This window comes from Acidimicrobiales bacterium (genome assembly GCA_036491125.1).
Taxonomy (GTDB): Bacteria; Actinomycetota; Acidimicrobiia; order Acidimicrobiales; family AC-9; genus AC-9.
In genome coordinates, this window is sequence record DASXCO010000066.1 from 1 (window position 1) to 23,120 (window position 23,120).

Sequence of the window (23,120 nt, forward strand, 5' to 3'; positions counted from 1 at the left end):
GTCACGACCCGCCCACCCCGGCGAGGTCGTCGAGGACGGCCCGCCCGCCGCAATCGTCGAGCAGGTGGCGGGCCAGGCTCCGGCCCAGCGCCCCGGGTTCGGACCCGGTGGCGGTCTGGCGCAGCATCAGTCTCCCGTCGAGGCTCGACACCATGCCCGCCAGCTCGAGCTCGTCGTCGCCGAGTCGCCGGGCGTGGGCCGCCACCGGCAGATCGCAGCTGCCGCCGAGCTCGGCCAGGAAGGCGCGCTCGGCCCCCACCGTCAGTCTCGACGGGGGATGGTCGATGGCGGCCACCGCGGCCAACGTGGCTTCGTCGTCGATCCGGCACTCGACGGCCAGGGCGCCCTGTGAGACCTGGGGCAGCATCAGGGCCGGATCGACGGCCTCGGCGGCCCGGTCGGTACGTCCCAGCCGGCGCAGGGCAGCCAACGCCACCACGACAGCGTCGTAGCGAGGGGCCTTCGTCAGCCGGGTGGCGATGTTCCCTCGCAGGCCGGCGAACGTGAGGTCGGGCCGGAGCCAGGCCAGCTGGGCCCGGCGGCGCACCGACCCCGTCGCCACCACGGCCCCCGGAGGGAGCTCGTCGAGCGCCGACCCCACCAGCGCGTCCCGGGGATCGTCGCGTTCCGGCACCGCCGCGAGCACGAGACCCTCGGTCGGAGCGGACGGAAGATCCTTGGCCGAGTGGACCGCGACGTCGGCCCGACCGTCGAGCACCGCGGCCTGCACCTCCTTGACGAACACGCCCTGCCCGCCGATCTCCCAGATCGGCACCTCACCTCGACGATCTCCGCTGGTGTCGACGACGACGGCCTCGATCTCGCGGCCGAGAAGCTCGCCGACGTGGTCCGTCTGCCAGCGGGCGAGCTCGCTCCCCCGGGTCGCGGCCCGCAGCGCCGGACGGGCCCTGCTCACCACGCCGACCCTAGAGGTCGAACAGGACGCGCAGGGCGTCGCCGAGCCGCTCCGCCCGGGGCGAGCCCGCCGCGTCCTTGAGCTGCATGGTCGGCTCGTGCAGCAGCTTGCCGAGAATCCCCTTCGTCAGGGCCTCGACCGCCTCGCGCTCTCGTGGATCGAGATCGTCCAGGCGGGCGCGGAAGCGCTGCAGCTCGCCGACCCTGACCTCTTCCGCCCGCGTCCTGAGCGCCGCCACCAACGGCGCCACGCCCCGCGCCGCGGTGGTGTCGAGGTACCGGTCGACCTCCTCCTCGACCAGCGCCCGCACCCGAGCGAGTTCGCGGCGTCGACCGGCCATGCCCGCCTCGGCGAACGACCGCAGGTCGTCCATGTCCAGCAGGGTCACGCCATCGAGCTCGGCGACACCGGGGTCCACGTCTCGGGGCACGGCGACGTCCATCACCAGCAGCGGCCGGCCCTGGCGGCGACGCACGACCGGGACCAGGTCGGACGCCTCGAGCAGGATCGACGGCGATCCCGTGGAGGTGAGCACGACGTCCACGCTGGCCAGCGCCTCGCCGAGGGCGCCGAGCTCGACCGTCTCGCCGCCGACCCGTTCGGCCAGCTCGACGGCGCGGTGCTCGGTGCGATTGGCGACCATCACCCGCCGGGCGCCGGCTGACGCGGCAAGGGCCGTGGCCATCCCCTCACCCACGTCGCCCGCCCCGACCATGAGCACGTCATAGCCGTCGAGCGAGCCGCCCAGCCGCTCACGGACCAGGGCGACGGCGGCCTGCGACAGGGACGTGATCCCCCGGGCGATGGCCGTCTCGGACCGGGCCCGTTTGCCGACCTCCACGGCGTGGCGGAACAGGTGCGACAGCGTCGGTCCCGCGGCCGACTCCTCCCAGGCCCGCTCCCAGGCGTTGCGCACCTGGCTCAGGACCTCCCCCTCCCCCAGCACGGCGGAGTCGATGCCGGCGGCCACCTCGAAGAGATGCGCCGCCGCGCCCTGCTCGAAGTAGCTGTACAGGTCGTCGGCGAAGTCTTCGGGGGGACAGGAGCTGAGCCCGGCCAGGAAGCCGCGTATGTCGCTCACGCCACCGTGGAACCGCTCGACGACGGCGTAGACCTCGGTGCGCAGGCAGGTGGAGAGGATGACGGCTTCGGAGAGGTGGGCTCGGTCCTTCAGGTCGCGGAGGGCCTTGGGAAGCTGGGCGTCACTTACCGTCATGCGCTCGAGCAGGTCGAGCGCGACAGTGCGCTGGTTGAGCCCTACGACGACGACAGACACGCCTGAAGCCGCTCCCTCGCTCGATCGACCTGGCCGCTCCTGATGAGATCGAGCATGTCGGAGTCGAGCGCCTTTTGCCAGTCGAGTCCTTCGGTCGACCGCCCGGCGGCCTTGAGCCGCTCCCGCTCGGTGGCCAGCAGGTCGCCAAGCACCCCGTACTCAGGTCCCAGCTGCTCGGCCAACTGGGTCCCGAGCCACGCTGACAGGGCCGGGCTGCGCCCGCCGGTGGAGACCGTGACCATCACGGCACCCTGCCGGATGACCGACGGGAGCGTGAAGGCGCACGAGGCGGGGTCATCGGCGCTGTTCACCCACACGCCCTCGACCTCGCCGTCCTCGTACACGGCGCGGTTGACGGCCGGGTCGTCGGTCGCGGTGATGACCAGCCGGTAGCCGGCCACATCCCCTCGCTGGTAGGGCCGCTCCTCCCAGCTGACCCGCTCGAGGGTGCGTATGTGGCTGTCGATATGGGGGGCGACGACGTGGACCCTGGCCCCGCAGGCGAGGAGTCCCTCGACTTTGCGGGCCGCGATCCGCCCCGCCCCCACCACCAGGCAGGGCTGGTGCTCGAGAACCAGGTTCACCGGGTACTGGGGTGTCTCGACAGGCATCGGTCCATTAAACCGGCGACGCCGGTCCAGCAGGCCGGTTCGAGGAGACAGCGCCGCCGTCCTCGCCAAGGTCGCCGACCATCCTCGCCCGGGGCATGGCCACCTCGAGGGGATGGCGCTCGTAGAAGCTGAGGATCTGCAGCTCGATCGAAAGGTCGACCTGGCGAAGAAGCACGTGATCGGGCGTCGTGAGCACCGCCGGGGCGAAGTTGAGCAGGGAGGTGATCCCGGCTGCGACCAGACGGTCGGCCACCCCCTGGGCAGCCGTCGCCGGCGTGGCGATGAGGCCGATGGCGAGTCGCTCGCGCTCGACAAGCTCTGGCAGATCGTCAACCGGGCTCACGACCAGGCCGCTCATGACCTCGCCGACCTTGGCCGGATCGTCGTCGACGAGGGCCGCCACCCGAAAGCCGCGCGACGAGAACCCCCGGTAGTTGGCCAGGGCCCGACCCAGGTTCCCAACGCCGACGATCACCACGGGCCAGTCCTCGTTGAGCCCGAGCTCGTGACCGATCTGGGCAGTCAGAAGCTGCACGTCGTAGCCGGCACCCCGCGTCCCGTACGAGCCGAGATAGGACAGGTCCTTGCGGACCTTGGCGGCGTTCTCCCCTGCCAGCTCGGCCAGCACCTCGGAGGACACCGTGGGCGTCCGCCCGTCGGCCAGCTCGAGCAGGGCCCGCCAGTACACCGGAAGGCGCGCCACTGTCGCCTCGGGGATGCGCCGGAGCCGTCCGTCGGCCATGACGAATCCTAGGCTGACCCGGGAGGTCGGCCCCATGATGAGCCGCAGGCGCGTCGCGCCAAGGCTGACCCGGGAGGTCGGCCCCAGGCGCTCAATGAAGGGCCCGGCGCAGCAGCTTGCCTGTCTTGCCGTGGGGCAGCTCCCTGGCGAAGCTGACCTCGGTGGGGCACTTGTAGCGGGCCAGCCGCTGGGCGCAGTAGTCGATCACCTCTGACGCCTCCAGGTGGGCGCCCGGCTCGAGGACGACGACGGCCTTGACGGTCTCACCCGATGACGGATGGGGCACACCGACCACCCCCGCCTCGGCGATGTCGGGATGGGTCACGAGCACCTCCTCGACCTCCGCCGGATAGACGTTGAAGCCGAGGACGATGATGAGGTCCTTGGCCCGGTCCACGATGTGCAGGTAGCCGTCCTCGTCCGCCACGGCAACGTCACCGGTCCGCAGCCACCCGTCAGGAGTGAGGACACGGGCGGTGGCCGCGGGATCGTTCCAGTAGCCGGCGAAGACGTTGGGGCCCTTGACCCAGATCTCGCCCGCGTCGCCAAGCAGCGTCTCCTGGCCGTTGCCGTCGACCAGACGCAGCTCGACGCCAGGCAGGGGCGCCCCGATGGCGCCTGGCTTGGGCCGCCCGAGCAGCAGCGACGAGGTCACGATCGGCGCCGCCTCGGTCAGGCCGTAGCCCTCCCACAGCGGGACGCCGAAGCGATCCTGCATGGCCCGTCCGACTTCCTCCGGCAACGGTGAGGCTCCGGACACGGCCAGGCGTATTGATCGCAGCTCGTCGCCGGTCGCTCCGGCGACCGCCACCCAGGCGGCGAACATGTGTGGGGTGCCGGCGACGATCGTCACACCCCGCTCGGCCACCAGGGCCAGGGTCGCGGCGGCGTCGAAACGCTCGACCAGCACCAGGCTGCCTCCGGTCAGGAGAGGCAGACCGAGGACCACGTTGAGGCCGAAGATGTGGAAGAACGGGATGATGCCCAGGCCGACGTCCTCGGGCCCCATGGCCTGGCCGGCGAAGCCCTGCACCTGGTCCAGGTTGGACCGCAGGTTCCCGTGGGTGAGCATGGCCGCCTTGGGATCACCGCCGGTGCCCGCGGTGAACAGCAGGGTCGCCAGGTTGGCGTCGGCCCGGACGACGGTGTCCGCTGGCGGCCCGGCGACGAGTGCCTCGTAGTCCTCGGCTCCGTCCAGCCGGCACCCTTCGGCCGCGACCACGGCCTCGAGCCCGACGGCCTGGCGGTCGAGATCGGCGCACACGCTCTGGCCGGCGCGCCCGATGACGGCCACACGGGGCCCGATGGCGCGCAGCTCGCGCTCGACGGCGACGAGCGGAAAGGCAGGATCTATCGGCACCGCCACGGCGCCCACCCCGAGGATGGCGACGTACGAGACGACGAAGGCCGGTGTGTTGGCGGACAGGATCGCCACCCGGTCACCCGGCTGGACGCCGAGGCGGGTCAGGCCGCCCCGCATCCCGGCCACCTGACGGCGGAGCCGGCCGTAAGTGATCACCGTGTCGCCGCTCAGCAGGGCGGGCGCGTCTGCCGGATGCGCATCGATGATGGAGGCTAGGTTCACGGTCCGCTCCTACTCCCGTCCGCGTCGGTCCTCTCGAGGACGACCCGATCGCCGGCGACCAGACCCAGCTCGCCAGCAGCCGACCGGCGATCCAGGACCACGGCGATCATGCCCCACGAGTCGACGACCAGTCCCACTTCACCGGGCCCGAGATCGGCGAAGGCCGAGACCCGGCGGGCCACTCCCTCGCCGCTCGCAAGGATCAGCCGGACGGGATCCCCGACATCGACGAGGTCCGCGGGCCGCGCCGCCAGCTGGGCATTCCCGAACCGATCGATCCAGAGGACCTCGGTGACGACGCCGGTGCCCTGACGGAACGGCGCCGGCCGGGGCCCGGGCACGAGGCTGGCGGGATCGATCTCCGGACCGAGGTCGCCCAGGTCGGCTCCCGCACACAGCTGCGCGGCCGCCGGCGCGAAGAGGTCGCGGCCATCGAAAGTGGCGCCCGCTCCCGGGTGGCACCGTCGATTGTGCAAGGAGACAGCCCGGCCCGGCCCGCCGAGGGCCTCGAACGCGGGGACCAGGAGCCCGTTGTCCGGACCGACCAGCGCCCAGCGGGGGTCAGGGCCGACCTCGAGGGCCACGGCCCGGCGACTCGTACCCACGCCCGGGTCCACAACCGCCAACACCACGCCGGGAGCCAGGAAGGGGACCGCTCGCTGGAGGGTCAGCGCTCCGGCCCTCACGTCGTGCGGCGCCACCTGGTGGGTGAGGTCGATCACGACGACCTGGCCGGCCAGCTGCCGGAGGACGGACTTGACCACCCCCACGAACTCGTCGTCGGTGCCGTAGTCCGAGAGAAACGAGATCGTGTCCCGACCCCGGCGTCGAGCGGACAACCCTGGAGCTGGAGAGGTCAGCCGGCCTCGGTGTAGCGAGCGGCGAGATACCGGTCGACGTCGTCCTCGCGGAGCCGGTAGGACTTCCCGACTCGCACGGCCGGCAGCTCACCGGCGTTGATGAGCCGGTACACGGTCATGCTGGAGACCCGAAGGAGGCTGGCGACCTCGGCCACCGTCAGGAAGGTGGCCGTCGCATACTGTGCCTTGTTCAGCGGAATCACCCCTCTCCACCCAGCAGCGACTGTACGCCAAGGCGGGCCGCCGCTCCACCCGGTCGCAGCTCCACCACTCAGGGAAGGCCGAGCTGGTGGGCCCGGTCGGTCGCGGCGGCGACGGCCTCGAGGACCGCCCCCCGGACCGCGCGCGACTCGAGGACCGCGAGTCCAGCGGCCGTCGTTCCCCCGGGAGAGACGACTGCGCTGCGCAGGGACTCCGGGCGATCCCCGGTCTCCAGCAGCAGCCTCGCCGAGCCCAGCACCGTCTGGACCACGAGATCCCGGCTCAGGGCCCAGGTCAACCCGTTCAGGACCCCGGCCTCGATCAACGCCTCCACCAGCAGGAACACGTAGGCCGGGCCCGATCCCGACAGCCCCGTCACGGCGTCGAGCAGGTGCTCGGGCACCCGCACGACCCGGCCGACCGAGCCAAGGACGTCCTCGGCCCAGCTCATGTCGGTCTCGTCGGCCCGACGACCGGCGGCGATGGCCGTGGCCCCCGCTCCGACGAGGGCAGGTGTGTTGGGGACGGCCCGCACCACGGCCGCGCCGCCACCCAGCCACTCCTCGAGCCGCTGGATGGGCACGCCGGTGACGATGGACAGGAGCCGCTCAGCGCCGGCCTCTGCCACCTGCCGACACGCGACCTCGGCGTCGTCGGGCTTCACGGCCAGCACGGTGCCGTCAGCAGCGACCGGCGTCGGCCCCACGGCGACTCCGGGATGGCGCTCGGACAACGCGGCGCGCACGTCCGGGAGCTTCTCGCTCACCGCCAGGTCCTGCGCCCCTGCCCAGGCCGTGGCGAGCAGCCCGCCCAACAGGGCCTCGCCCATCCGGCCCCCGCCGACGATCATCAGACGCCGTCTCGGACCCGCCATGGGCCGGGAGGCTACAGCGAACGCGGCCCGAGCAACCTCACGACAGCCTCCGCACTTCCCCGAACGGAAGCTGCCGGTCCGCCTCTCGGGCCGCGCCCCGGCACGGTAGCACCCGGGTGCGCGCCCAGTGTCAGGCCCGCCGGGGCCGACGGAAGCGGCTGGCGTAGCCGATGGACATCGCCGTCGGAAAGCACTCCTCGGTGTAGGCGTAGGCGGCACCCACGATGAGGTCCAGCCCGGCCTCGGTCACCTCGGCGATCGGGACCTGGCCGACCAGGTACACGGCGTCCTCGGCGCCGAGCGCGAAGCGCGTGCCGATCAGACTGGCGTTTCGGCGCAAGAGGTACTCGTAACACGCCTCGACGTGCTCCTCGGGAGCGGGCATGACCTGGGTCTCGTGGTGCAGGCTCCGCTCGCGCAGCGTCAGCCAGACGGTGATGACCGCCTTCTCTTCTCCCCGCATCCGCGCGTACCAGCGACGCGCCTCGGGGTCGTGGTCCACGGCCACCAGCATCGTCCCGGCTTCCAGCTGCCGGTCGGCCCAGCGGCTGATAAGGGCGGCGACCTCGTCCAGCTGGGCGGCCGTCGCCCCGCCGAAGCCCATCTAAAGGCAGTCGACCAGCTGGCGGTCGGTGAGCTCGGCGTAGAGCCCGCGCAGCCGGGCCGCCGCTCCCGACCACGTGTAAACCCGGGCTCGGGCGGCGGCATTCGCAGCCATCCCGATGGCCCCCGGCGTGTCGGCCAAGAGGTCAGCGACGAACCGGGCGAACTTGTCGGGGTCGCCACCTTCGACGAGGAAGCCGGTGCGGCCGTGGTCGACCAGCGTCCGCAGCCCGCCCACTGCCGAGGCCACCACCGGCGTCCCACAGGCCGCGGCCTCGAGGGCTACCAGACCGAAGGACTCCGAGCGGCTCGGCACCAGGCAGACGTCCGCCGATCGGTAGTAGGTGGACAGCATCTCGTGTCGTTGGGGAGGCACGAACCGGACGCTGGCTCCGAGGCCGAGCTCGTCGACGAGGGTGTGCAGCCGTGTCAGCTCGTCTTCCCCCCGGGGTCCGCTGGGGCCGCCGACGACGACGAGCACGGCGCCGCGCAGGCCCTCGCGCCGGGCCAGCCGGGCCAGGGTCTCCACCGCCAGGCTGGCCCCCTTGAGCGGTTGGATTCGCCCTACGAACAGCAGCACCGGCCGGTCCTCGGGTAGTCCCAGCGCCCGGCGGGCCTGGGGCCGGTGGCCTGGCGAGAAAAAGGCGTGGTCCACTCCCGGGGGGACGATCTCGATCCGCGACGGCTCGCCGCAATACAGCTCGGAGATCTGCTCGGCCTCGACCGAGCAAGAGGCCAGCACGGCGTCGGAGCAGCCGATCACGCGCGCCTCGGCCTCGGCCCGGCGGGCGGGTTCCGCCGCACCGACGTCCTCGGGGCTGGCCTCGGCCCGTACCCGGTCGAGCGTGTGGAACGTGGACACCAGGGGGAGCCCGAGCTCGTGCTTGAGGACGTGACCGGCCATGCCCGACAGCCAGTAGTTGGCGTGGATGGCGTCGGGGACTCCGGCCCAGCCTGGCGATCCGGCCGTCATCCGAGCGAGCACGCCATCGGTGAACTCGTCCACCACACCGGGCAGGGCCTCCTTGGGCAGAGGGCCCAGCGCCCCGGCGGGCACGTGATGCACCCGCAGGCCGGGCTCGACCCGCACCGTCGCCGGCAGCACGTCCGACCAGGCCCTCGTGTAGACGTCGCACTCGACGCCCGTGCGGGCCAGGGCAGCCGAGAGCTCGCGCACGTAGACGTTCATCCCACCGCCGTCGCCTGTGCCCGGCTGGGCCAGCGGGGAGGTGTGCATGGACAACACGGCCAGGCTTCGCATCGCCCGGTCACCCTAGCGGGGGGGTGCCCTCGAGCCTCGCTTGATCGGTCCGGCCCGCCGGCTCGGCCCGTACCGGTACACCGCCCGTCCCAGGACCGAACTCCTCGGAACGGGGCCGAAGCTGCGGCTGTCGGTGCTCACCGCGGGATCGTCACCGAGCACCGTGAGCCTGGCGTCGTCCACCCGCGCGACCCGCTTGACGAGGGTGCGGGCGGGCTGGCGAGGATCGGACAGGGCTACCAGGTCGCCGGCGCGGATCCGACGCCAGGCCAGGACCAGCAGGCGGTCGCCGGGCTCGAGCGTCGGTCGCATGCTGGCGCCGCGGACCTCCACCCGCCGCACGAGGCGCAGGCCGACGGCGCCAGCGGCGACGGCCACGAGGGCGGCGGTCACCCGGGCCGTGATCGTCCGCCTCGTCACGCTGTTGTTCTCCGCGCGACCGGCGATAGGGTAACCACGTGCGGAACTGGAGTCATCGAGCCCATCGAGCGTCTGTCCCAAGGAGCTTCCTCATGCGAATCGCCTCCCGTCTTCTCGCCCTCGTCGACCGCATCTCGGCCCCCGAGCTGGTCCATGCCCACTGCGACCTGCCCTGTGGCGTCTACGACCCGGCTCAGGCGCGCATCGAGGCCGACTCGGTGAAGGCGTGCATGGAGAAGTTCAACGCCTCCGACGACAACGTGTTCAAGACCCGCGCCGTCACCATCAAGGAGCAGCGGGCCGAGCTGGTCAAGCACCACCTCTGGGTGCTGTGGACGGACTACTTCAAGCCGCCGCATCTGGAGAAGTACCCGCAGCTGCACGAGCTGTTCTGGAAGGCGACCAAGACAGCAGGGGCGTCGAAGGCGACCAACGACGAGAAGGTGGCCCAGGACCTGCTCGACCAGATCGGTGAGATCGACAAGATCTTCTGGGAGACCAAGAAGGGCTGACCGATGCCGGGCGACTGAGAGCGTGCCTCAGCAGGCCCCACCCGACACCGGAGGCAGGACGGCGACCTCGTCGGCCTCGGCCACCGGGCAGTCGCCCGCAGCCGGCTCCCCGTTGACCCAGACCCGGCTCGCGGCCAGCACCTGGGCGAAGTCGTCGCCGAAGCGGGCGCGGGCCTCGTCCAGGATCTCGGAGACCGTGGTGCCAGGCAGCTCGGCGCGGCCGGTGCCCGCCGCTTCCCTCGCCGCCGCGAACAGGCGGAGGACGACCATCACCGTCCTTCCGCGGCCCGCGCCGGCCGGGCCTCAGGCGCCGACCTCGGCCCGACCATGGGTGATCACCCGATCACCCCGGCTGGAGGCCTCGAAGGCGTAGACCTGTCGTCCGTCGGCGGCACCGGCGTCGTACACCGTCGTGATCACGTCGTCGCCAGGGAAGACGTTGCCCGCGAAGCGCACGGCCAGTCGCCGCACGCGACTCGGGTCCCCATCGGCTCCCAGCCTCACGACAGCCTGACTGGACATCGCCATCGTGCACAGCCCGTGGGCGATGATGCCCGGCAGTCCCACGCTCTTGGCGAAGGCGTCGTCCACGTGGATCGGCATCATGTCCCCAGAGGCATCCCGGTACCGGAAGGTCTGGTCGTCGTCCACGTGCACGGAGTCCTCGCCCACCGGCGCCGATCGCGACGCTCGCGGAAAGGTATGGTCCGGGTTGTCCGGGCCTCCGCTCTCCCCGTCGGCCATGCCCCGTATGAACATGGTCACGTACTGGTCGAGCACCGGCTCCCCGCCGGAGGTGGTCGTGCTCCGCACCTTGATGGTGTAGCGCGTGCCCGACTTGACGGGACGGATGTTGAACGCCTCCGCCCTGGTGGTGATCCCGAGGCCGGGCACGAGCGGCTGGTGGAAGTGCATGTCCTGCTCGCCGTGCACGACCATCATGAGCGCCTCCGGCGGGACGATGACCACGGCCTGCTGCATGGCCTCCCAGGTGGGCACCACCCCGAAGACAGGCGGGGCGTACTTGCCCGAGGTGTAGGCCGGATTGTCGTCGTTGGTCGCCGCGGCGTAGGCCTTGACCCGCTCAGGGTCGATGACTGCCGTGCGCTCCTCGAAGACGGTCCCCAGCTTGTCCAGCGGCAGCGCCATCGTTGGTGTCCTCCCGTCGCTCGTCCGGTGGTCGAGGCTATCGGCCCATCGCCCCCGCGGGCCCGTTGGGAGCGATAGGTTCCCCGCCGTGGAGGTGGAGGTCGTTCGCAGCGCCCGGCGACGGCGCACCGTGCAGGCCCGGCAGGTCGGCGACATCTTGCGGGTCTCGATCCCTTCCACGATGAGCAAGGCCGAGGAGGACCGCTGGGTGGCCGAGATGGTCGGCCGGGTCGGGCGGAGGAGCGCGGCCGAGAGCGTCGACCTCGAGCGCCGGGCCCAGACCCTGGCCGCCCGCTACCGGCTCCCCCCGGCTCAGAGCGTCCGATGGGTCGACAACCAGCAGTGGCGCTGGGGGTCGTGCACGCCGGCCGACGGCTCCGTTCGGATCTCGACCCGGCTCGCCGGTCTGCCAGGGTGGGTCCTCGACTACGTCATCATCCACGAGCTGGCCCATCTGGAGGTCCCCCGCCACAACCGGGACTTCTGGGCCATCGTGAGCCGCTATCCCCGGTCCGAGCGGGCGCAGGGCTACCTGATGGCGAAGGGGATGGACGACCTCGACGCGCCCGGCGACGTCGATCCGCCGGCACCCACCCCCTCCCCCCGTCGCCGCCGGCAGTTCACCCCGGACCCGGCCCAGGGGCAGCTGCCGTGGTGAGGGCGCCGACCGGCTAATCGCTGACGGCGACCGGATCGGCCGGCGGCTCATCAGCCGAGGACCCGAGTCCCGCGCCCGGCTGCAGCCGGGCGCCGATCTCGCCGAGCAGCCGCTGGGCGAGCCCGGGTGTGAGCATGTCGGTGCCGTGGCCGTCGCCCGGGCACCACCAGAGATCCTTGGGCTCCCGGGCCCACTCGTAGAGCTGCTCGGCGTGCTCGGGACCGAAGTACTGGTCGTCGGGATTGTGGACGATGATGGTGAAAGCGGGGGAGATCGATCCCACCACCTCACCCGAGTCGGGCACGGGCTCACAGTTCGACACCACCCGGGTCCGCAGCAGCAGCCCGAGCACCATCCGCCCGAAGGCCGAGCCGATGAAGCGACGCAGCCGGTCCCAGCCTTCACGGTCGAACGATCCCGACCAGGCCGGAGCGCTGATGGCCACGGTGCCCGCCACGCCGTGGTGCCGACCGGCGTGAAGCAGCACGGCAGCGCCACCAAGGCTCGTGCCCACGGTGACCACGGGAAGCCCCGGCGTCGCCGCGGCGACGACGGTCGCCACGTCTCCTGGCTCCTCCACACCCATCGTGCAGCGCCCACCGGATGCGCCGTGCCCCCGAAGGTCGGGGACGAGGACGTGCACCTCCTGGGCCAGGCGCCGGGCGAACGCGTGAACGGCGGGCGTGCGCGACGAGTTGACGAAGCCGTGCACCAGGACGACCGTGGCCGGCGCCGACGGCGGTCCTTCCAATCGAGCCCCGGACAGACGCGTGCCGTCCGTGCTCACCAGGCGCAGTCGCTCGGCGGGCCGGTAGCGCGGCGCGAACACGTACCGGCTCAGGTAGTTGGCCACGGCGGCGGCGGCGAGCCGGAGACGCTCGCCGACGGAGTCGACCCCCTGCACTAGGACTGGCCTGATGAGCCGCGCACCTCGCGCTCGGCCGTGGCCTGGTCGTCGAGGCAGAGCCGAGCCTCGGGCTTGGCCTCGAGCCGCGAGTCGCCGATGAGGCGCCCGCAGGCCTCACAGGTCCCGTAAGTGCCGTCGTCGAGACGACGCAGGGCCAGCTCGACATCAGCCAGCTCGGCCTCCACCTGCTCGAGGATCGAGACGTCCCGCTCCCGATCGAACGTCTCGGTGCCGATGTCGGCCTGGTGCTGGGCCGACGAGGAGAGCTCGGCCAGGCTGTCCTCCTCCGACTGAGTCGTCAGGCCACCCTCGATGAACTCGTCACGGAGGGCCCGAAGCCGATCCTGCTCGGCACCGAGCTGGCCGCGCGTTGCCTCGGCGTCCATCACCCGGATGGTAACCCGACCAGGCGACAGGCGTGCCGACCGGATGCGCCGAGCAGTCCGAGTGGACTCTCGGTACCCTGGGGCCAGTCGCACCGGTGGACATGCGCTGGCCCCGTTTGTGGGGAAACAGGACTTCCGTGTCGCCCTCCGTGCCCGAGCCGAAAGGCCACCATGGCACTAGGAACCGTTCCAGCAGCGTCGGCCACGCCGCGCCTGCGTGGAGACGGGGTCGAGAACTGGGCACCGGGGGTCCGCCGTGTCCGGTGAGCGCCCCGGCACGGGATCCGCCGTCCGGGTGCTCATCGTCGGCGACCGGGACATCGTGCGCGCCGGGCTGGCCGCCGTCCTGCGCCCCTACGAGGGGCGGGTGGTGGTCGCAGGCGAAGGCGCTGGGCTCGCCGATGCTCTCACCGAGAGCGCCAGGTCGCTCGCCGATGTCGTGCTCTTCGACGCCCGCCTGGCCGCGGGCGACGGCCTCGACGAGGTGGACCAGCTGGTCGAATCGTGGGGCGGCCATCGCGTCGTCGTCGTGGCCAGCCCGGACGAGGCTCGGTTCGCCTTTCCGGTGCTGGAGCGGGGCGCCGCCGGATTCCTGTTGCTCTCGATCGCCGGAGATGAGCTGGTCCAACAGCTCGAGTCCGTGCGTGAGGATTCCGTCGTGATGGACCCCGTCCTGGCTGGCTCCCGGGGTGGGATCGACCACTTCGACCTTGCCGTCTGGCCCGGATCCGAGCTGGGCCTGACCCGACCGCAGAGCAGGGTGCTGGAGCTGCTCGCCAGGGGTGACCGCACGACAACCGTCGCCGGTCAGCTGGGCATGAGCGAGGTGGAGGTCAAGGGGCACGTGCGCTCGGCGTATCGCCGGCTGGACGTGTCGGACCGCCCGCATGCCCTGGCCCGATTGGCACAGGCGGGGGTGTTCCGATGAGCTCACCCGAGACGGTGGGCGCGGCCGCCAGGCCAGTGCGCGTCGTGCTGGTCAACGACGACGAGATCATCATGGAAGGGCTGCAGGGGATGCTGGCCCGCCATCGCGACCGAGTGGAGCTGGCCGGCGGTGTCCTGCTCAGTGACGACGTGGCCGAGACGGCGCTGGCCTTGGACCCCGACGTCGTGCTGTTCGACATCAACATCCAGGGGACCAGCGGACTCGAGGTGGCCGCGCAGATGGTCGCCGACAAGCCACCCTTCCGCGTGGTCGTCTTCACCGACGACGCTGACGAGCGCCGACTCTACGAGGCGTTGCGCCTGGGAATCTCCGGCTACCTGCTCAAGTCGTTGAGCGGCGCCCAGCTGGCGGATCATCTGGTGCGGGTGCGCGACGGCGAGGTGGTCGTCGACCCCACCATGGCGACCAGAATCGCCATGCGGGCTGCCCACCTCGGAGGCAGCCGCATCTGGCCTGGCAGCCAGATGGGCCTGTCGCAGCGGGAGAGCGAGGTCTTGAGCCTGCTCGTCGACGGTCTCAGCAATCGCCTGATCGCCGCCCAGCTGGTCGTCGGCGAGGAGACGGTGAAGACCCATCTCCGGTCCATCTACCGCAAGCTCGGAGTGAACGACCGCGCCCAGGCGATCGCCACCGCCCTTCGCCAGGGCATGTTCTCCTGAGGGGCGGCAGCCTCAGCCGAGCTCGAACCAGACGGCCTTGCCCCTCCCCTGCGGGGCGACGCCCCACGAGGCGGCCACGGCGTCGACCAGCTTCAGGCCGCGACCACCTCCGAGCTCGTCAGCCTCCGATCGGGGGCTGGGTTGCTCGTCGCTCTCGTCGAGCACCACCACCCGCAGCCCATCGCCGGCCGCCCGCATCGTGACCGCCACCTCGGTGCGGGCGTGGATGATGGCGTTGGTCACCAGCTCGCTGGTCAACAGGACGGCCGCCTCGGTCTGATCCTGGCGTCCCCACTCGAGCAGCGTCCGAGCGACGAACTCTCTGGCCGCCCGCGCGCTGGTGGGGTGGGGGCTCAGTCGGATGCTTGCTTCCATTCTGCTCCCCGAGGGCGCTCTTCCCCCTTATCCCCCAAATGGGGGTAATCCCTAACCTCAGGCCCTGGTGATCCGCCGGAAGAGGCGGCGTGGACGATCAGGCAGGGCCGATCATGAAGGGGCGGCGTCCAGGAGCCAGCCCACGTTGCCGCCGTAGAGGCGGTGAGAGGCGGGCTCCTCGACCGGGCCACAGAGATGGCGGTACTCCTCGAGGGGCTGGGCCAGCCCCTCGGCGTGGGGAAAGTCACTGCAGAACATGAACAGCTCGCCCGCCTGGCCGATCAGCCGGTCCGGCCGCTCGTAGCCGAACGCCGCCACCCGGACCTGACGCCGGATGTACTCGCTGGGCCGTAGCTCGAGGGCGTGGAGAGGGCGCCCGTTGAACCGGGCATGGAAGTCGAAGCCGCCGTCGAGCATCAGGAGGAACATGGGCACCCAGATCGCCGACAGCTCCATCACGCCCACCCTGAGGTCGGAGTGCCGGGCCAGCACACCGTTGACGGCGAGGTCGGCCAAAGCCAGCGCTGGCGGCGTCCAGATGAACACCGACGACAGCACCGGGGCCACCTCGTCGGGGTCGCCCGCGTACCAGCCGTCATGGAAGGGGTTGGGGAAGTTGGCGACGTGGAAGACCGGTGAGACGCCGTGCTCCTCGAAGGCCGACCACGCCCAGTCGAGATCGGGATGCGACAGGGGCCGGCCGTCCACTAGTGCAGGGGCGATCATGGCCAGGTGCAGGTCGCCGGCCGCCATCAGCCGTAGCTGCTCCTCCAGGAACGGGCGGTCCCGAAGGCTGAGATGGGCGACGGGGTGGAGCCGGCCCCGCCCCTCCTGGGCCACGGCCACGGCCCAGCGGTTCCATGCCGCCATGTTCACCTGCGTGGCATGGAGGTCCGAGGCCAGCGGTCGTTCCCACAGCAGCCCGAAGTTGGGGAAGACGACGGCCTCGTCGAGCCCCATCTCGTCGAGACGGTCGCGCCGGACGGCCGGATCCCAGAAGTGTCGGGGGAGGGCCTCGTCATACGGGCGCTCCGCGGGCAGTCCCTGGCGGACGCGCTCCCGGTAGGCGCCCATGCTCGACACGTCGCCCGGGTGGTGGACCTCGGCCAGGTGGATCCGGCGATCCCCGAGCATGAGCCAGGCGTGGCCGAGCTCGTCGTCGCATATCCGGAGGGCCACATGACGGTCATCGGGGTCGGCGTACTCGGCCCAGAGCCCCCGCCCTTCGTAGAGGTGGGTGTCAGCGTCGATCACCTTCACTGCGGCGAATCTAGTCCGACCGCTTGGGGCACCACGGGTTGGCCGGCACGCCGGCGCAGGGGTTGGGCATGCTCGCCAGGTCGGGGGGCAGAGGGTGCATCACCACCTGTGTGCGCCTCGGGTAGTTGGTACCGGGCAGGCACAGCGTGCCGCTGGAGACCGGCCCCAACGAGGCCGACTGCGAATCGCACGCGACCTCGTCGAGGAACGGAACGTTGAGGTCCGGCGGGACGGTCTGGCCGGTGCAGGTCGGGTAAAGAGTCTGGAGCAGAGGAGGACTGGTGCTGATGGAGCCGCCGCCCTTCTCGGTGTTGCCGGCGAAGCAGTCCGTCGGTCCTGGCTCCAGGTTGACCGCGCCGATATCGCCGTTGGTCGGATTGCCGAAAAATCCGTTGTTGGCATAGGTATTGCCGATCAGAGCATCGCCGTACTCGTCGAAGATGCAGGCGGCTGGAGTGAGAGTGCCGCCGGTGCACGGAGGACCACTATCGGGATAGGGGACGACGATCGTGCCCCAGGCGCCGTTGTTCTCGAACGAGTTGTCCATGACCGTGTCGTTCCGGCCCCCAGAGACCGACATGCCGGTACCGACAGGGCCAGCCGCCGCCGATCCCGCCGAGGGGACGTCCGGGTTGTTGTTGTCGTGCACGTGGTTGTGCATGAAGACCCAGCAGGAGTGCGTGTGGGTGATGGGGCTGATGGCCCCACCGGGGCAGGCGCCGTCCTGGGGCGGGGGGTTGTCGCCATTCTGGCTGTTGGTGTCGAAGCCGTCCTCGTTGTGATCGAACTGTGAGTTCTCCACCACCAACCGCCCGCCGGAGTTGGAGCCCGAGTAGCCGAGCGCGTTGTACTCGGACCAGGCGTGGTTCACGGTCTGGTCGCAAACGTTCTGGCACGCCCCGATGTAGTAGCCCGAATCGTTGAAGTTGCTCGCGTAGGTCTGGTCCCAGATGCCGCCACTCCAGTTGCTGGAGAAGATCCCGTACTGGGCGGCGGTGCTCTCACCGCCGTAAAAGGTGCTGGTGGCGGTGAGGTAGGAGCCGCCGTACCCCCAGCCCCCCACGTGGGCGCTGTCGGCGCCCCCGTTCCACCAGATCTCGTTGCCCGTCTGGCCGCCCGGTCCCGCCAGGAAGTTGCAGGCAGTCAGGTTCTGCACCCAGACGTTGTTCGCCTTCCAGACCATGATGCCGTTGAGGCCCTGATTCCCACCGGAGCCAGCCGGCCCGAAATTCTGGTCGGCGGCGTTGCTGCCGCACTGTGGTGATCCGGGCTTGGTGCCGTCGATCACCACGCTGTTGCGGTCCATTCCCCGGATCCAGAGCCCCGGAGTCTGCACGAGCACCCCGGCCGGCGTGTCGGGCGCACCTTGTGGAGCGCTACTCGCTGTCGTCTTGTAGTCGCCCGGCCCGACCAGGATCCAGTCGCCCGGGTGCGCCGCGTTCACGGCCGCCTGGACGGAGCCGAAGGTGCCGGGAATGCCGTGCCACGAGCCGACCCGAAGAACCCGGGGTGCGGGAGACGTCGCCGCAGACGATGCCGGCGCAGCGGCGAGGGCGCTCAGTGCCAACCCCAAGGCGCCAACCAGCGCGAGAGAAGGCCTCTTGCCGATCGACACCCGCATTTCCCCAGCTCCTCGCCGACCTGTCGGGATGGGCTACTTCTCCAGGGAGGCGGGCGACTCCTGCCCCCGGGACTCGGGCGGCGACTAGCGGTCCCCCGCCTTTCGGGCCTCGAGCGCGAGATCGTGATCGACCATCACCTTGATCAGGGTGTGAAAGTCCAGCGTCGGCTCCCAGCCCAGCTCTTTGCGGGCCTTGCTGGCGTCGCCGATGAGGACATCCACCTCGGCGGGACGGAGGAAGCGACGATCGGTGCCGACGTACGGCCCCCAGTCATCGATGCCTATGGCGCCGAACGCCACGTCGAGCAGCTCGCGGATGGTGTGGGTCTGCCCCGTCGCGACCACGTAGTCACCTGGCTCGTCCTGCTGGAGCATGCGCCACATGGCGTCGACGTAGTCGCCCGCGTAGCCCCAGTCGCGGGAGGAGTCGAGGTACCCGAGCGTCAGGGTGTCCTGGAGGCCGAGCTTGATGCGGGCCACGGCGTTGGAGACCTTGCGGCTGACGAACTCGAGGCCGCGCTTGGGCCCGGTGTGGTTGAACAGGATCCCGCTCGAGGCGTGGAGCCCGTAGGACTCCCGGTAGTTGAGCGTCGTGTAGTGCCCGAAGACCTTCGCCGTGCCGTATGGAGATCGTGGGTGGAACGACGTCGTCTCGTTCTGGGGGTTCTCCCGGACCTTGCCGAACATCTCCGAGGACGACGCCTGGTAGAAGCGGATGGGATTGGCCTGCGACCCGCCGACGACCCGGATCGCCTCCAGCAACCTGAGCACCCCGGCGCCGCTGATGTCCGCGGTGAGCTCGGGTTGGCGGAACGACAGGGCCACGAAGCTCACCGCGCCCAGGTTGTAGACCTCGTCCGGCTGGACCTGCTCGAGCACGGCGATGAGCGACGAAAGGTCCTGAAGGTCCCCTTCGATGATCTCCAGCTCGGGTGTCTCGTCCTGGACCATCTGGATCTTCGGGTTGTTCTGGCCGCGGACCATGCCGTAGACGTCGTAACCCTTCCCGACGAGCAGGCCGGCCAGATGCCGGCCGTCCTGGCCGGTGATCCCAGTGATCAGGGCGCGGGGCACGGACGGGCATGCTACCTGCGACCCGAGAGCGTCAGCGTGCGCCGGGCGGTCGCTCGGAGATGTAGACGACGGTATCGCCGGCCGTCCCCAGCAGGCGGGAGCCGGGTGGCGCCGTCGGTGGCGACTCACCGCTCTGGTACAGCGCAACCACGGCCGCCTCGTGACCTGTCGCGGCGCTGGTGCCGAAGAGCGTGGCCCAAGCCTGAGGGACGGTCGGGCGCACCCCGTGCTGGTTCAACTGGTCGGCCAGCCCCACCCCGAGGGGCCAGCTGTCATGCGAGCGGATGTCAACGAGCACCGAGGTGTCGGACCGACTGAGCTGGGGATCGACGAGCCGCCAGGCCTGGCCCACGTCGGCGTCAGACTGGGTGGACACCGGGGCCAACTGCCCAACCTTCACGGCGAAGATCACCGCCACCGCAACGGCGCCAGCAGCCAGGACGACGCTGACACCAACCATCGTCCTGACCGCACTCGGCCATCGAGCAGGGTGTTGCACGAGCTCGCGGGTGTCACCGCCAAGGAAGGCGACCCCCAGACCGATCGCCGCCACGACCGGCAGGGCGATCTCCCATAGCACGAGATAGCCGTAGATCGGACCGACGACCCTCGTGGCGGAAGCAACCGATACGAGCTGGCCGACCAGGCTCGCGAGCCCGAGGCTGAAGGCGAACCGCTGCCGGCGCCACCATCCGGCGGCGACCGCCGCCACGGCGACAGCGAGGGCCAGCAGTAGGGCGACATCGTGAGACCCGGACAGGGGCAAGCCGTTGTCGATGCTCCGGAAGCCGAGCTGTGAGTCCACCGCCCCGACGGCCTGCAGGGCCGAGCTCACGCCGTGGTGCGGGTGGTCACTGGTGAAGAACTGCCAGAGGAGGCTGAGATTGCCCGGCTTGTCGCGGATCTGTTGCACCACGGGTGGGACCCACATGGCGACCAGGGCGGCGACACCGAGCGCGGCGAGCGCCACCGCCTGGGCGGTTGGCAGGAGGCGTGGCCGGGGCTGACCCCGCCCGGCCCTCCGTCCCAGCACATGCCCGAGCAGGGCCAGCAACACCAGCGCGGCAACGGCGGGCGCCGTGCCGATGTCGGTCTGGACCAGGTAGGAGCCCACCAACAGCGAGCCGAGGAGGCACAGAAACGATCCCGTGGCTCCGCCGGCGCACAACACCGCCAGAAGGCACAGCGGGATGATGACCGCATCAGGGTTCCACGGGGTGCGCAGCAGCGCCGGCCCCAGGGCTATCGCCAGGTAGCCGACGCAGATGGCCGACAGCAGCGCGGCCCGGGCACCGACGCGGCGCCAGACGGTGGCCACGGCCAGCACGGCGGCCAGGGCGTTGATCGCGGCGCTGCCGAAGAACTCGGCCTGGCCTGGCGCGAGCGCGTGCGAGGGCAGCGACTGCAGGTAGAAGTAGGCGGGGCCGGGGTGGTGCCAGCCGAACCGGTCATAGGGCCCCAGCAGTTGGTGCCAACCAGCCGCCGCCTTGGTGGCGAGACCGATGAGAGCCGGGTCCCCACCGAGGTAGAGCGGCAGGTGGCCGGGGGAGACGGCGATGAGGGCGCACTCGAGGGCAAAGGGAACGGCCACCGCGAGTATGGCGAGGCCCCCCAGCACTCCCCGAGGCTCGAAACGGAGCCCGCCGGTCTCGCCGGGTTCATGGGCCGTCGCGCCCTCCAGGGTCCCGACGGCACCTCGTTTGCCCAGGCCGAGGGCCATCGACCGGTCAGCCGAGCCGCGGAAGGAGCGCCTCGGCGATTTGCACGGCGTTGAGCGCGGCCCCCTTGCGCAGGTTGTCGCCCGAGACGAACAGCGCCAGGCCGTGGGCGCTCCCCGGGTCGCTTCGAAGCCGGCCGACGTGGACGGGATCGGACCCGGCGGCCGCTAGAGGTGTCGGGACAGCGTCGACACGCACACCAGGGGCCGAGGCGAGAAGCTGGGTCGCCCGGTCCACAGGAAGGTCACGTTCGAACTCGGCGTTCAGCGAGAGGCTGTGGCCCGTGAACACCGGTACCCGCACACACGTGCAGGAGACCGCCAGCTCGGGGAGATCGAGGATCTTGCGGCTCTCGTCCCGGAACTTGTGCTCCTCGGATGTCTCGTCGTCGATCATCCTGCCCGCCATCGGGACGACGTTGAAGGCGATGGTGTCCGGAAAGACCGAGGGCGCTGGAAGGTCCACAGCCGAGCCGTCGAAGGTGAGATTGGCCGCGCCTTCCGCGCCCTTGCGCAACTGCTCGTCGAGCTCGGCCACCCCTGCGCCGCCGGCGCCCGACACGGCTTGGTACGTGGAGACGGTCAGTCGTCGGAGCCGGGCCTCGTCGTGGAGCGGTTTCAGGACGGGCATGGCCACCATTGTCGTGCAGTTGGGATTGGCGACAATGCCCTTGACCACAGCCGACAGCGCATCGCCGTTGACCTCGGGCACGACGAGCGGGACCTCCGGGTCCATCCGCCAGGCCGATGAGTTGTCAACCACGATGGCGCCGGCTTCCGCCAGCCGGGGAGCGAGGATCCGCGACGCTCGCGCGCCGCAGGACAGCAGGGCGAGATCGATGCCCCGGAGGTCGGCGACCTCGGCGTCCTCCACCTCGACCTCGCTGCCGGCCCACGGCAGCTGGCGGCCCGCCGAGCGCGACGAGGCCAGGAGGCGGAGGTCGTCGATCGGGAAACGGCGCTCGGCCAGCACCGCGCGCATCACGCCGCCCACTTGACCGGTGGCTCCAAAGATGGCGAGTCGCACCCCGCGATACTACGTGCCGCCGAGGGCCCGAGTTCTGACGGTCGGCTTCCTGCCCTCCGGTCGGCTTGGGGCTCAGGCCAGCTTGAACGCCTCGTGCAGCGCCTGGACGGCTCGCTCGACGTCCTCTGTCCGAACAACACACGAGATGCGGATCGAGGACGTCGAGATCATCTCGATGTTGATCCCCTCGCCGGAGAGCGTCTCGAACATGGTGGCTGTCACCCCCGGGTGGGTCTTCATCCCCGCCCCGACCAGGGACACCCGTCCCACGTCACTGTCGCTGGTCACCCCCGACGCGCCGATCTCTTGGGACAGGTCCCTCGTGACGTCGAGGCTCACGGCCAGATCGTCCTTCGGGACCGTGAAGGAGATGTCGGTCGTGCCGTGGAGTGAGGTGTTCTGCACGATCATGTCCACGTTCACCGTCCGGTCGGCCAGGGCGCGGAACAGACGCGCCGCGATGCCGGGGCGGTCCAACACTCCGGCCACCGTGACCTTGGCCTCTGAGGTGTCGTGAGTCACCGCCGAGACGATCGCCTGCTCCATGGAAAGGTTCTCCTCCTTGACCCAGGTACCGGGCTCCCAGGTGAAGCTGGACCGGACGTGCAGCGGTACCCCATGACGTCGGGCGAACTCCACCGAGCGCAGGGCGAGGACGCGCCCTCCGGTGGCGGCAATCTCCAGCATCTCCTCGAACGAGATCTGGGAGATCCGATGGGCGTCCGAGGCGATACGGGGGTCAGCGGTGAACACCCCCGAGACGTCGGTGTAGATCTCGCAGGCCTCGGCACCGAGGGCCGCGGCGAGCGCCACTGCGGTCGTGTCGGAGCCACCCCGACCGAGCGTGGTGACATCGCGGCTGGACGAGACGCCCTGGAAGCCGGCCACCACGGGCACCTTGCCCTCGGCCACCGCCTCCCGTATTCGGTCACCCTTCACCTCGACGATCATGGCCTTGGTGTGCGTCGTATCGGTGATGATGCCTGCCTGACTCCCGGTGAAGGACGAGGCCCCCACGTTCAGCTCGGCCAGAGCCATGCAGAGCAGCGCCGTCGATATCCGCTCCCCCGTGGTGAGGAGCATGTCCATCTCCCGGCCCGGCTGGACCCGACTCACGTCACTGGCCAGCCTGATGAGGTCGTCGGTCGCCTTGCCCATGGCGCTGACGACCACCACCACGTCGTGGCCCCGACGGCGGGTGCGAGCGACGTGGTCGGCGACCGCCCGTAGCCGCTCGGTGTCGGTCACCGAGGACCCGCCGAATTTTTGCACCAGAAGGGCCACGGGCTTCGAGGCTATCCGCCCTCGACGACACGGCCATCACAGCGTCGTCAGCCCTGACGCTCAGGAGCAGCTCGCGCTGGCCAGTCCGCTGTTGAAGTCGTAGGTGATGTCGCCGTGTTGGAAGTTGCTCTGACGGCCACCCGTGATGGCCATCTCGTCGCTCGTCGGATAGCCCAGACAGCTCGTCTCCCAG

General features: G+C 70.7%; 26 protein-coding genes. 4 read left to right on the forward strand and 22 right to left on the reverse strand.

What is annotated here, in order from left to right; translation table 11 throughout:
- Nucleotide 1: 1 nt before the first annotated feature.
- From hemC to sodX, 11 genes are all read right to left on the reverse strand, one after another.
- Complete coding sequence (hemC, locus tag VGF64_05460; GenBank protein HEY1634185.1) at nucleotides 2-916, reverse strand: hydroxymethylbilane synthase; 915 nt, start codon at nucleotides 914-916, stop codon at nucleotides 2-4.
- A 10-nt stretch (nucleotides 917-926) separates the two neighbouring features.
- Complete coding sequence (hemA, locus tag VGF64_05465; protein ID HEY1634186.1) at nucleotides 927-2,192, reverse strand: glutamyl-tRNA reductase; 1,266 nt, start codon at nucleotides 2,190-2,192, stop codon at nucleotides 927-929.
- On the reverse strand, nucleotides 2,174-2,803 hold the full coding sequence (locus tag VGF64_05470) for a bifunctional precorrin-2 dehydrogenase/sirohydrochlorin ferrochelatase (GenBank protein HEY1634187.1): 630 nt from the start codon (nucleotides 2,801-2,803) through the stop codon (nucleotides 2,174-2,176). Before VGF64_05470 ends, hemA begins: the two co-directional genes overlap by 19 nt.
- A gap of 7 nt (nucleotides 2,804-2,810) precedes the next feature.
- A complete protein-coding gene (locus tag VGF64_05475; protein ID HEY1634188.1) occupies nucleotides 2,811-3,545 on the reverse strand; it encodes a redox-sensing transcriptional repressor Rex in 735 nt (244 codons plus the stop codon).
- 91 nt (nucleotides 3,546-3,636) lie between these two features.
- On the reverse strand, nucleotides 3,637-5,130 hold the full coding sequence (locus VGF64_05480) for an AMP-binding protein (GenBank protein HEY1634189.1): 1,494 nt from the start codon (nucleotides 5,128-5,130) through the stop codon (nucleotides 3,637-3,639).
- Entirely contained in the window at nucleotides 5,127-5,969 is an 843-nt protein-coding gene (locus VGF64_05485; protein HEY1634190.1) for an SAM-dependent chlorinase/fluorinase, read from the reverse strand. Before VGF64_05485 ends, VGF64_05480 begins: the two co-directional genes overlap by 4 nt.
- Before the next feature lie 17 nt (nucleotides 5,970-5,986).
- Nucleotides 5,987-6,193, reverse strand: coding sequence for a helix-turn-helix domain-containing protein (locus VGF64_05490; GenBank protein HEY1634191.1), 207 nt, complete (start codon nucleotides 6,191-6,193; stop codon nucleotides 5,987-5,989).
- A gap of 68 nt (nucleotides 6,194-6,261) precedes the next feature.
- Nucleotides 6,262-7,065: a pyrroline-5-carboxylate reductase gene (gene proC, locus VGF64_05495; protein ID HEY1634192.1), complete on the reverse strand. Its 804-nt coding sequence runs from the start codon at nucleotides 7,063-7,065 to the stop codon at nucleotides 6,262-6,264.
- A gap of 130 nt (nucleotides 7,066-7,195) precedes the next feature.
- Nucleotides 7,196-7,669, reverse strand: a complete 474-nt coding sequence (locus VGF64_05500; protein ID HEY1634193.1) for a YbjN domain-containing protein — start codon at nucleotides 7,667-7,669, stop codon at nucleotides 7,196-7,198.
- Complete coding sequence (locus tag VGF64_05505) at nucleotides 7,670-8,929, reverse strand: glycosyltransferase (GenBank protein ID HEY1634194.1); 1,260 nt, start codon at nucleotides 8,927-8,929, stop codon at nucleotides 7,670-7,672. It abuts the gene before it with no gap.
- A gap of 12 nt (nucleotides 8,930-8,941) precedes the next feature.
- Nucleotides 8,942-9,349: a nickel-type superoxide dismutase maturation protease gene (gene sodX, locus VGF64_05510; protein HEY1634195.1), complete on the reverse strand. Its 408-nt coding sequence runs from the start codon at nucleotides 9,347-9,349 to the stop codon at nucleotides 8,942-8,944.
- A 92-nt stretch (nucleotides 9,350-9,441) separates the two neighbouring features.
- On the opposite strand from sodX, the gene sodN reads away from it, so the two are divergent.
- A complete protein-coding gene (sodN, locus tag VGF64_05515) occupies nucleotides 9,442-9,861 on the forward strand; it encodes a superoxide dismutase, Ni (GenBank protein HEY1634196.1) in 420 nt (139 codons plus the stop codon).
- Nucleotides 9,862-9,888: 27 nt separating this feature from the next.
- Here sodN and VGF64_05520 read toward each other — a convergent pair whose 3' ends face one another.
- Together VGF64_05520 and VGF64_05525 are read right to left on the reverse strand one after the other, a co-directional pair.
- Entirely contained in the window at nucleotides 9,889-10,131 is a 243-nt protein-coding gene (locus tag VGF64_05520; protein ID HEY1634197.1) for a MoaD/ThiS family protein, read from the reverse strand.
- A 33-nt stretch (nucleotides 10,132-10,164) separates the two neighbouring features.
- Entirely contained in the window at nucleotides 10,165-11,010 is an 846-nt protein-coding gene (locus VGF64_05525) for a MaoC/PaaZ C-terminal domain-containing protein (protein ID HEY1634198.1), read from the reverse strand.
- Nucleotides 11,011-11,098: 88 nt separating this feature from the next.
- On the opposite strand from VGF64_05525, the gene VGF64_05530 reads away from it, so the two are divergent.
- A complete protein-coding gene (locus tag VGF64_05530; GenBank protein ID HEY1634199.1) occupies nucleotides 11,099-11,668 on the forward strand; it encodes a M48 family metallopeptidase in 570 nt (189 codons plus the stop codon).
- A gap of 13 nt (nucleotides 11,669-11,681) precedes the next feature.
- Here VGF64_05530 and VGF64_05535 read toward each other — a convergent pair whose 3' ends face one another.
- Both VGF64_05535 and VGF64_05540 read right to left on the reverse strand, forming a co-directional pair.
- Nucleotides 11,682-12,572 carry an alpha/beta fold hydrolase gene (locus VGF64_05535; GenBank protein ID HEY1634200.1) on the reverse strand — a complete coding sequence of 297 codons (891 nt, stop codon included), beginning with the start codon at nucleotides 12,570-12,572 and terminating at the stop codon, nucleotides 11,682-11,684.
- A complete protein-coding gene (locus tag VGF64_05540; protein HEY1634201.1) occupies nucleotides 12,572-12,961 on the reverse strand; it encodes a TraR/DksA C4-type zinc finger protein in 390 nt (129 codons plus the stop codon). Before VGF64_05540 ends, VGF64_05535 begins: the two co-directional genes overlap by 1 nt.
- 256 nt (nucleotides 12,962-13,217) lie before the next feature.
- On the opposite strand from VGF64_05540, the gene VGF64_05545 reads away from it, so the two are divergent.
- Both VGF64_05545 and VGF64_05550 read left to right on the forward strand, forming a co-directional pair.
- The gene (locus VGF64_05545; GenBank protein HEY1634202.1) at nucleotides 13,218-13,889 is read left to right on the forward strand and encodes a response regulator transcription factor; all 672 of its coding nucleotides are present in this window, start codon (nucleotides 13,218-13,220) and stop codon (nucleotides 13,887-13,889) included.
- Nucleotides 13,886-14,569, forward strand: coding sequence for a response regulator transcription factor (locus tag VGF64_05550; GenBank protein ID HEY1634203.1), 684 nt, complete (start codon nucleotides 13,886-13,888; stop codon nucleotides 14,567-14,569). Before VGF64_05545 ends, VGF64_05550 begins: the two co-directional genes overlap by 4 nt.
- 12 nt (nucleotides 14,570-14,581) lie before the next feature.
- On the opposite strand, the gene VGF64_05555 is transcribed toward VGF64_05550, so the two are convergent.
- The 7 genes from VGF64_05555 to VGF64_05585 form a co-directional block, all read right to left on the reverse strand.
- On the reverse strand, nucleotides 14,582-14,944 hold the full coding sequence (locus tag VGF64_05555) for an ATP-binding protein (protein ID HEY1634204.1): 363 nt from the start codon (nucleotides 14,942-14,944) through the stop codon (nucleotides 14,582-14,584).
- A gap of 111 nt (nucleotides 14,945-15,055) precedes the next feature.
- Nucleotides 15,056-16,204, reverse strand: a complete 1,149-nt coding sequence (locus VGF64_05560) for a hypothetical protein (protein HEY1634205.1) — start codon at nucleotides 16,202-16,204, stop codon at nucleotides 15,056-15,058.
- Nucleotides 16,205-16,214: 10 nt separating this feature from the next.
- Nucleotides 16,215-17,825: a hypothetical protein gene (locus tag VGF64_05565; protein HEY1634206.1), complete on the reverse strand. Its 1,611-nt coding sequence runs from the start codon at nucleotides 17,823-17,825 to the stop codon at nucleotides 16,215-16,217.
- Between the two features lie 84 nt (nucleotides 17,826-17,909).
- Nucleotides 17,910-18,899, reverse strand: a complete 990-nt coding sequence (locus tag VGF64_05570; protein ID HEY1634207.1) for a GDP-mannose 4,6-dehydratase — start codon at nucleotides 18,897-18,899, stop codon at nucleotides 17,910-17,912.
- A gap of 31 nt (nucleotides 18,900-18,930) precedes the next feature.
- A complete protein-coding gene (locus VGF64_05575) occupies nucleotides 18,931-20,619 on the reverse strand; it encodes a hypothetical protein (protein HEY1634208.1) in 1,689 nt (562 codons plus the stop codon).
- Nucleotides 20,620-20,626: 7 nt separating this feature from the next.
- Nucleotides 20,627-21,643 (reverse strand): aspartate-semialdehyde dehydrogenase, encoded by a 1,017-nt coding sequence (locus VGF64_05580; protein HEY1634209.1) that lies wholly within the window; start codon nucleotides 21,641-21,643, stop codon nucleotides 20,627-20,629.
- 72 nt (nucleotides 21,644-21,715) lie between these two features.
- Entirely contained in the window at nucleotides 21,716-22,927 is a 1,212-nt protein-coding gene (locus VGF64_05585) for an aspartate kinase (protein HEY1634210.1), read from the reverse strand.
- Nucleotides 22,928-23,120 lie beyond the last annotated feature (193 nt).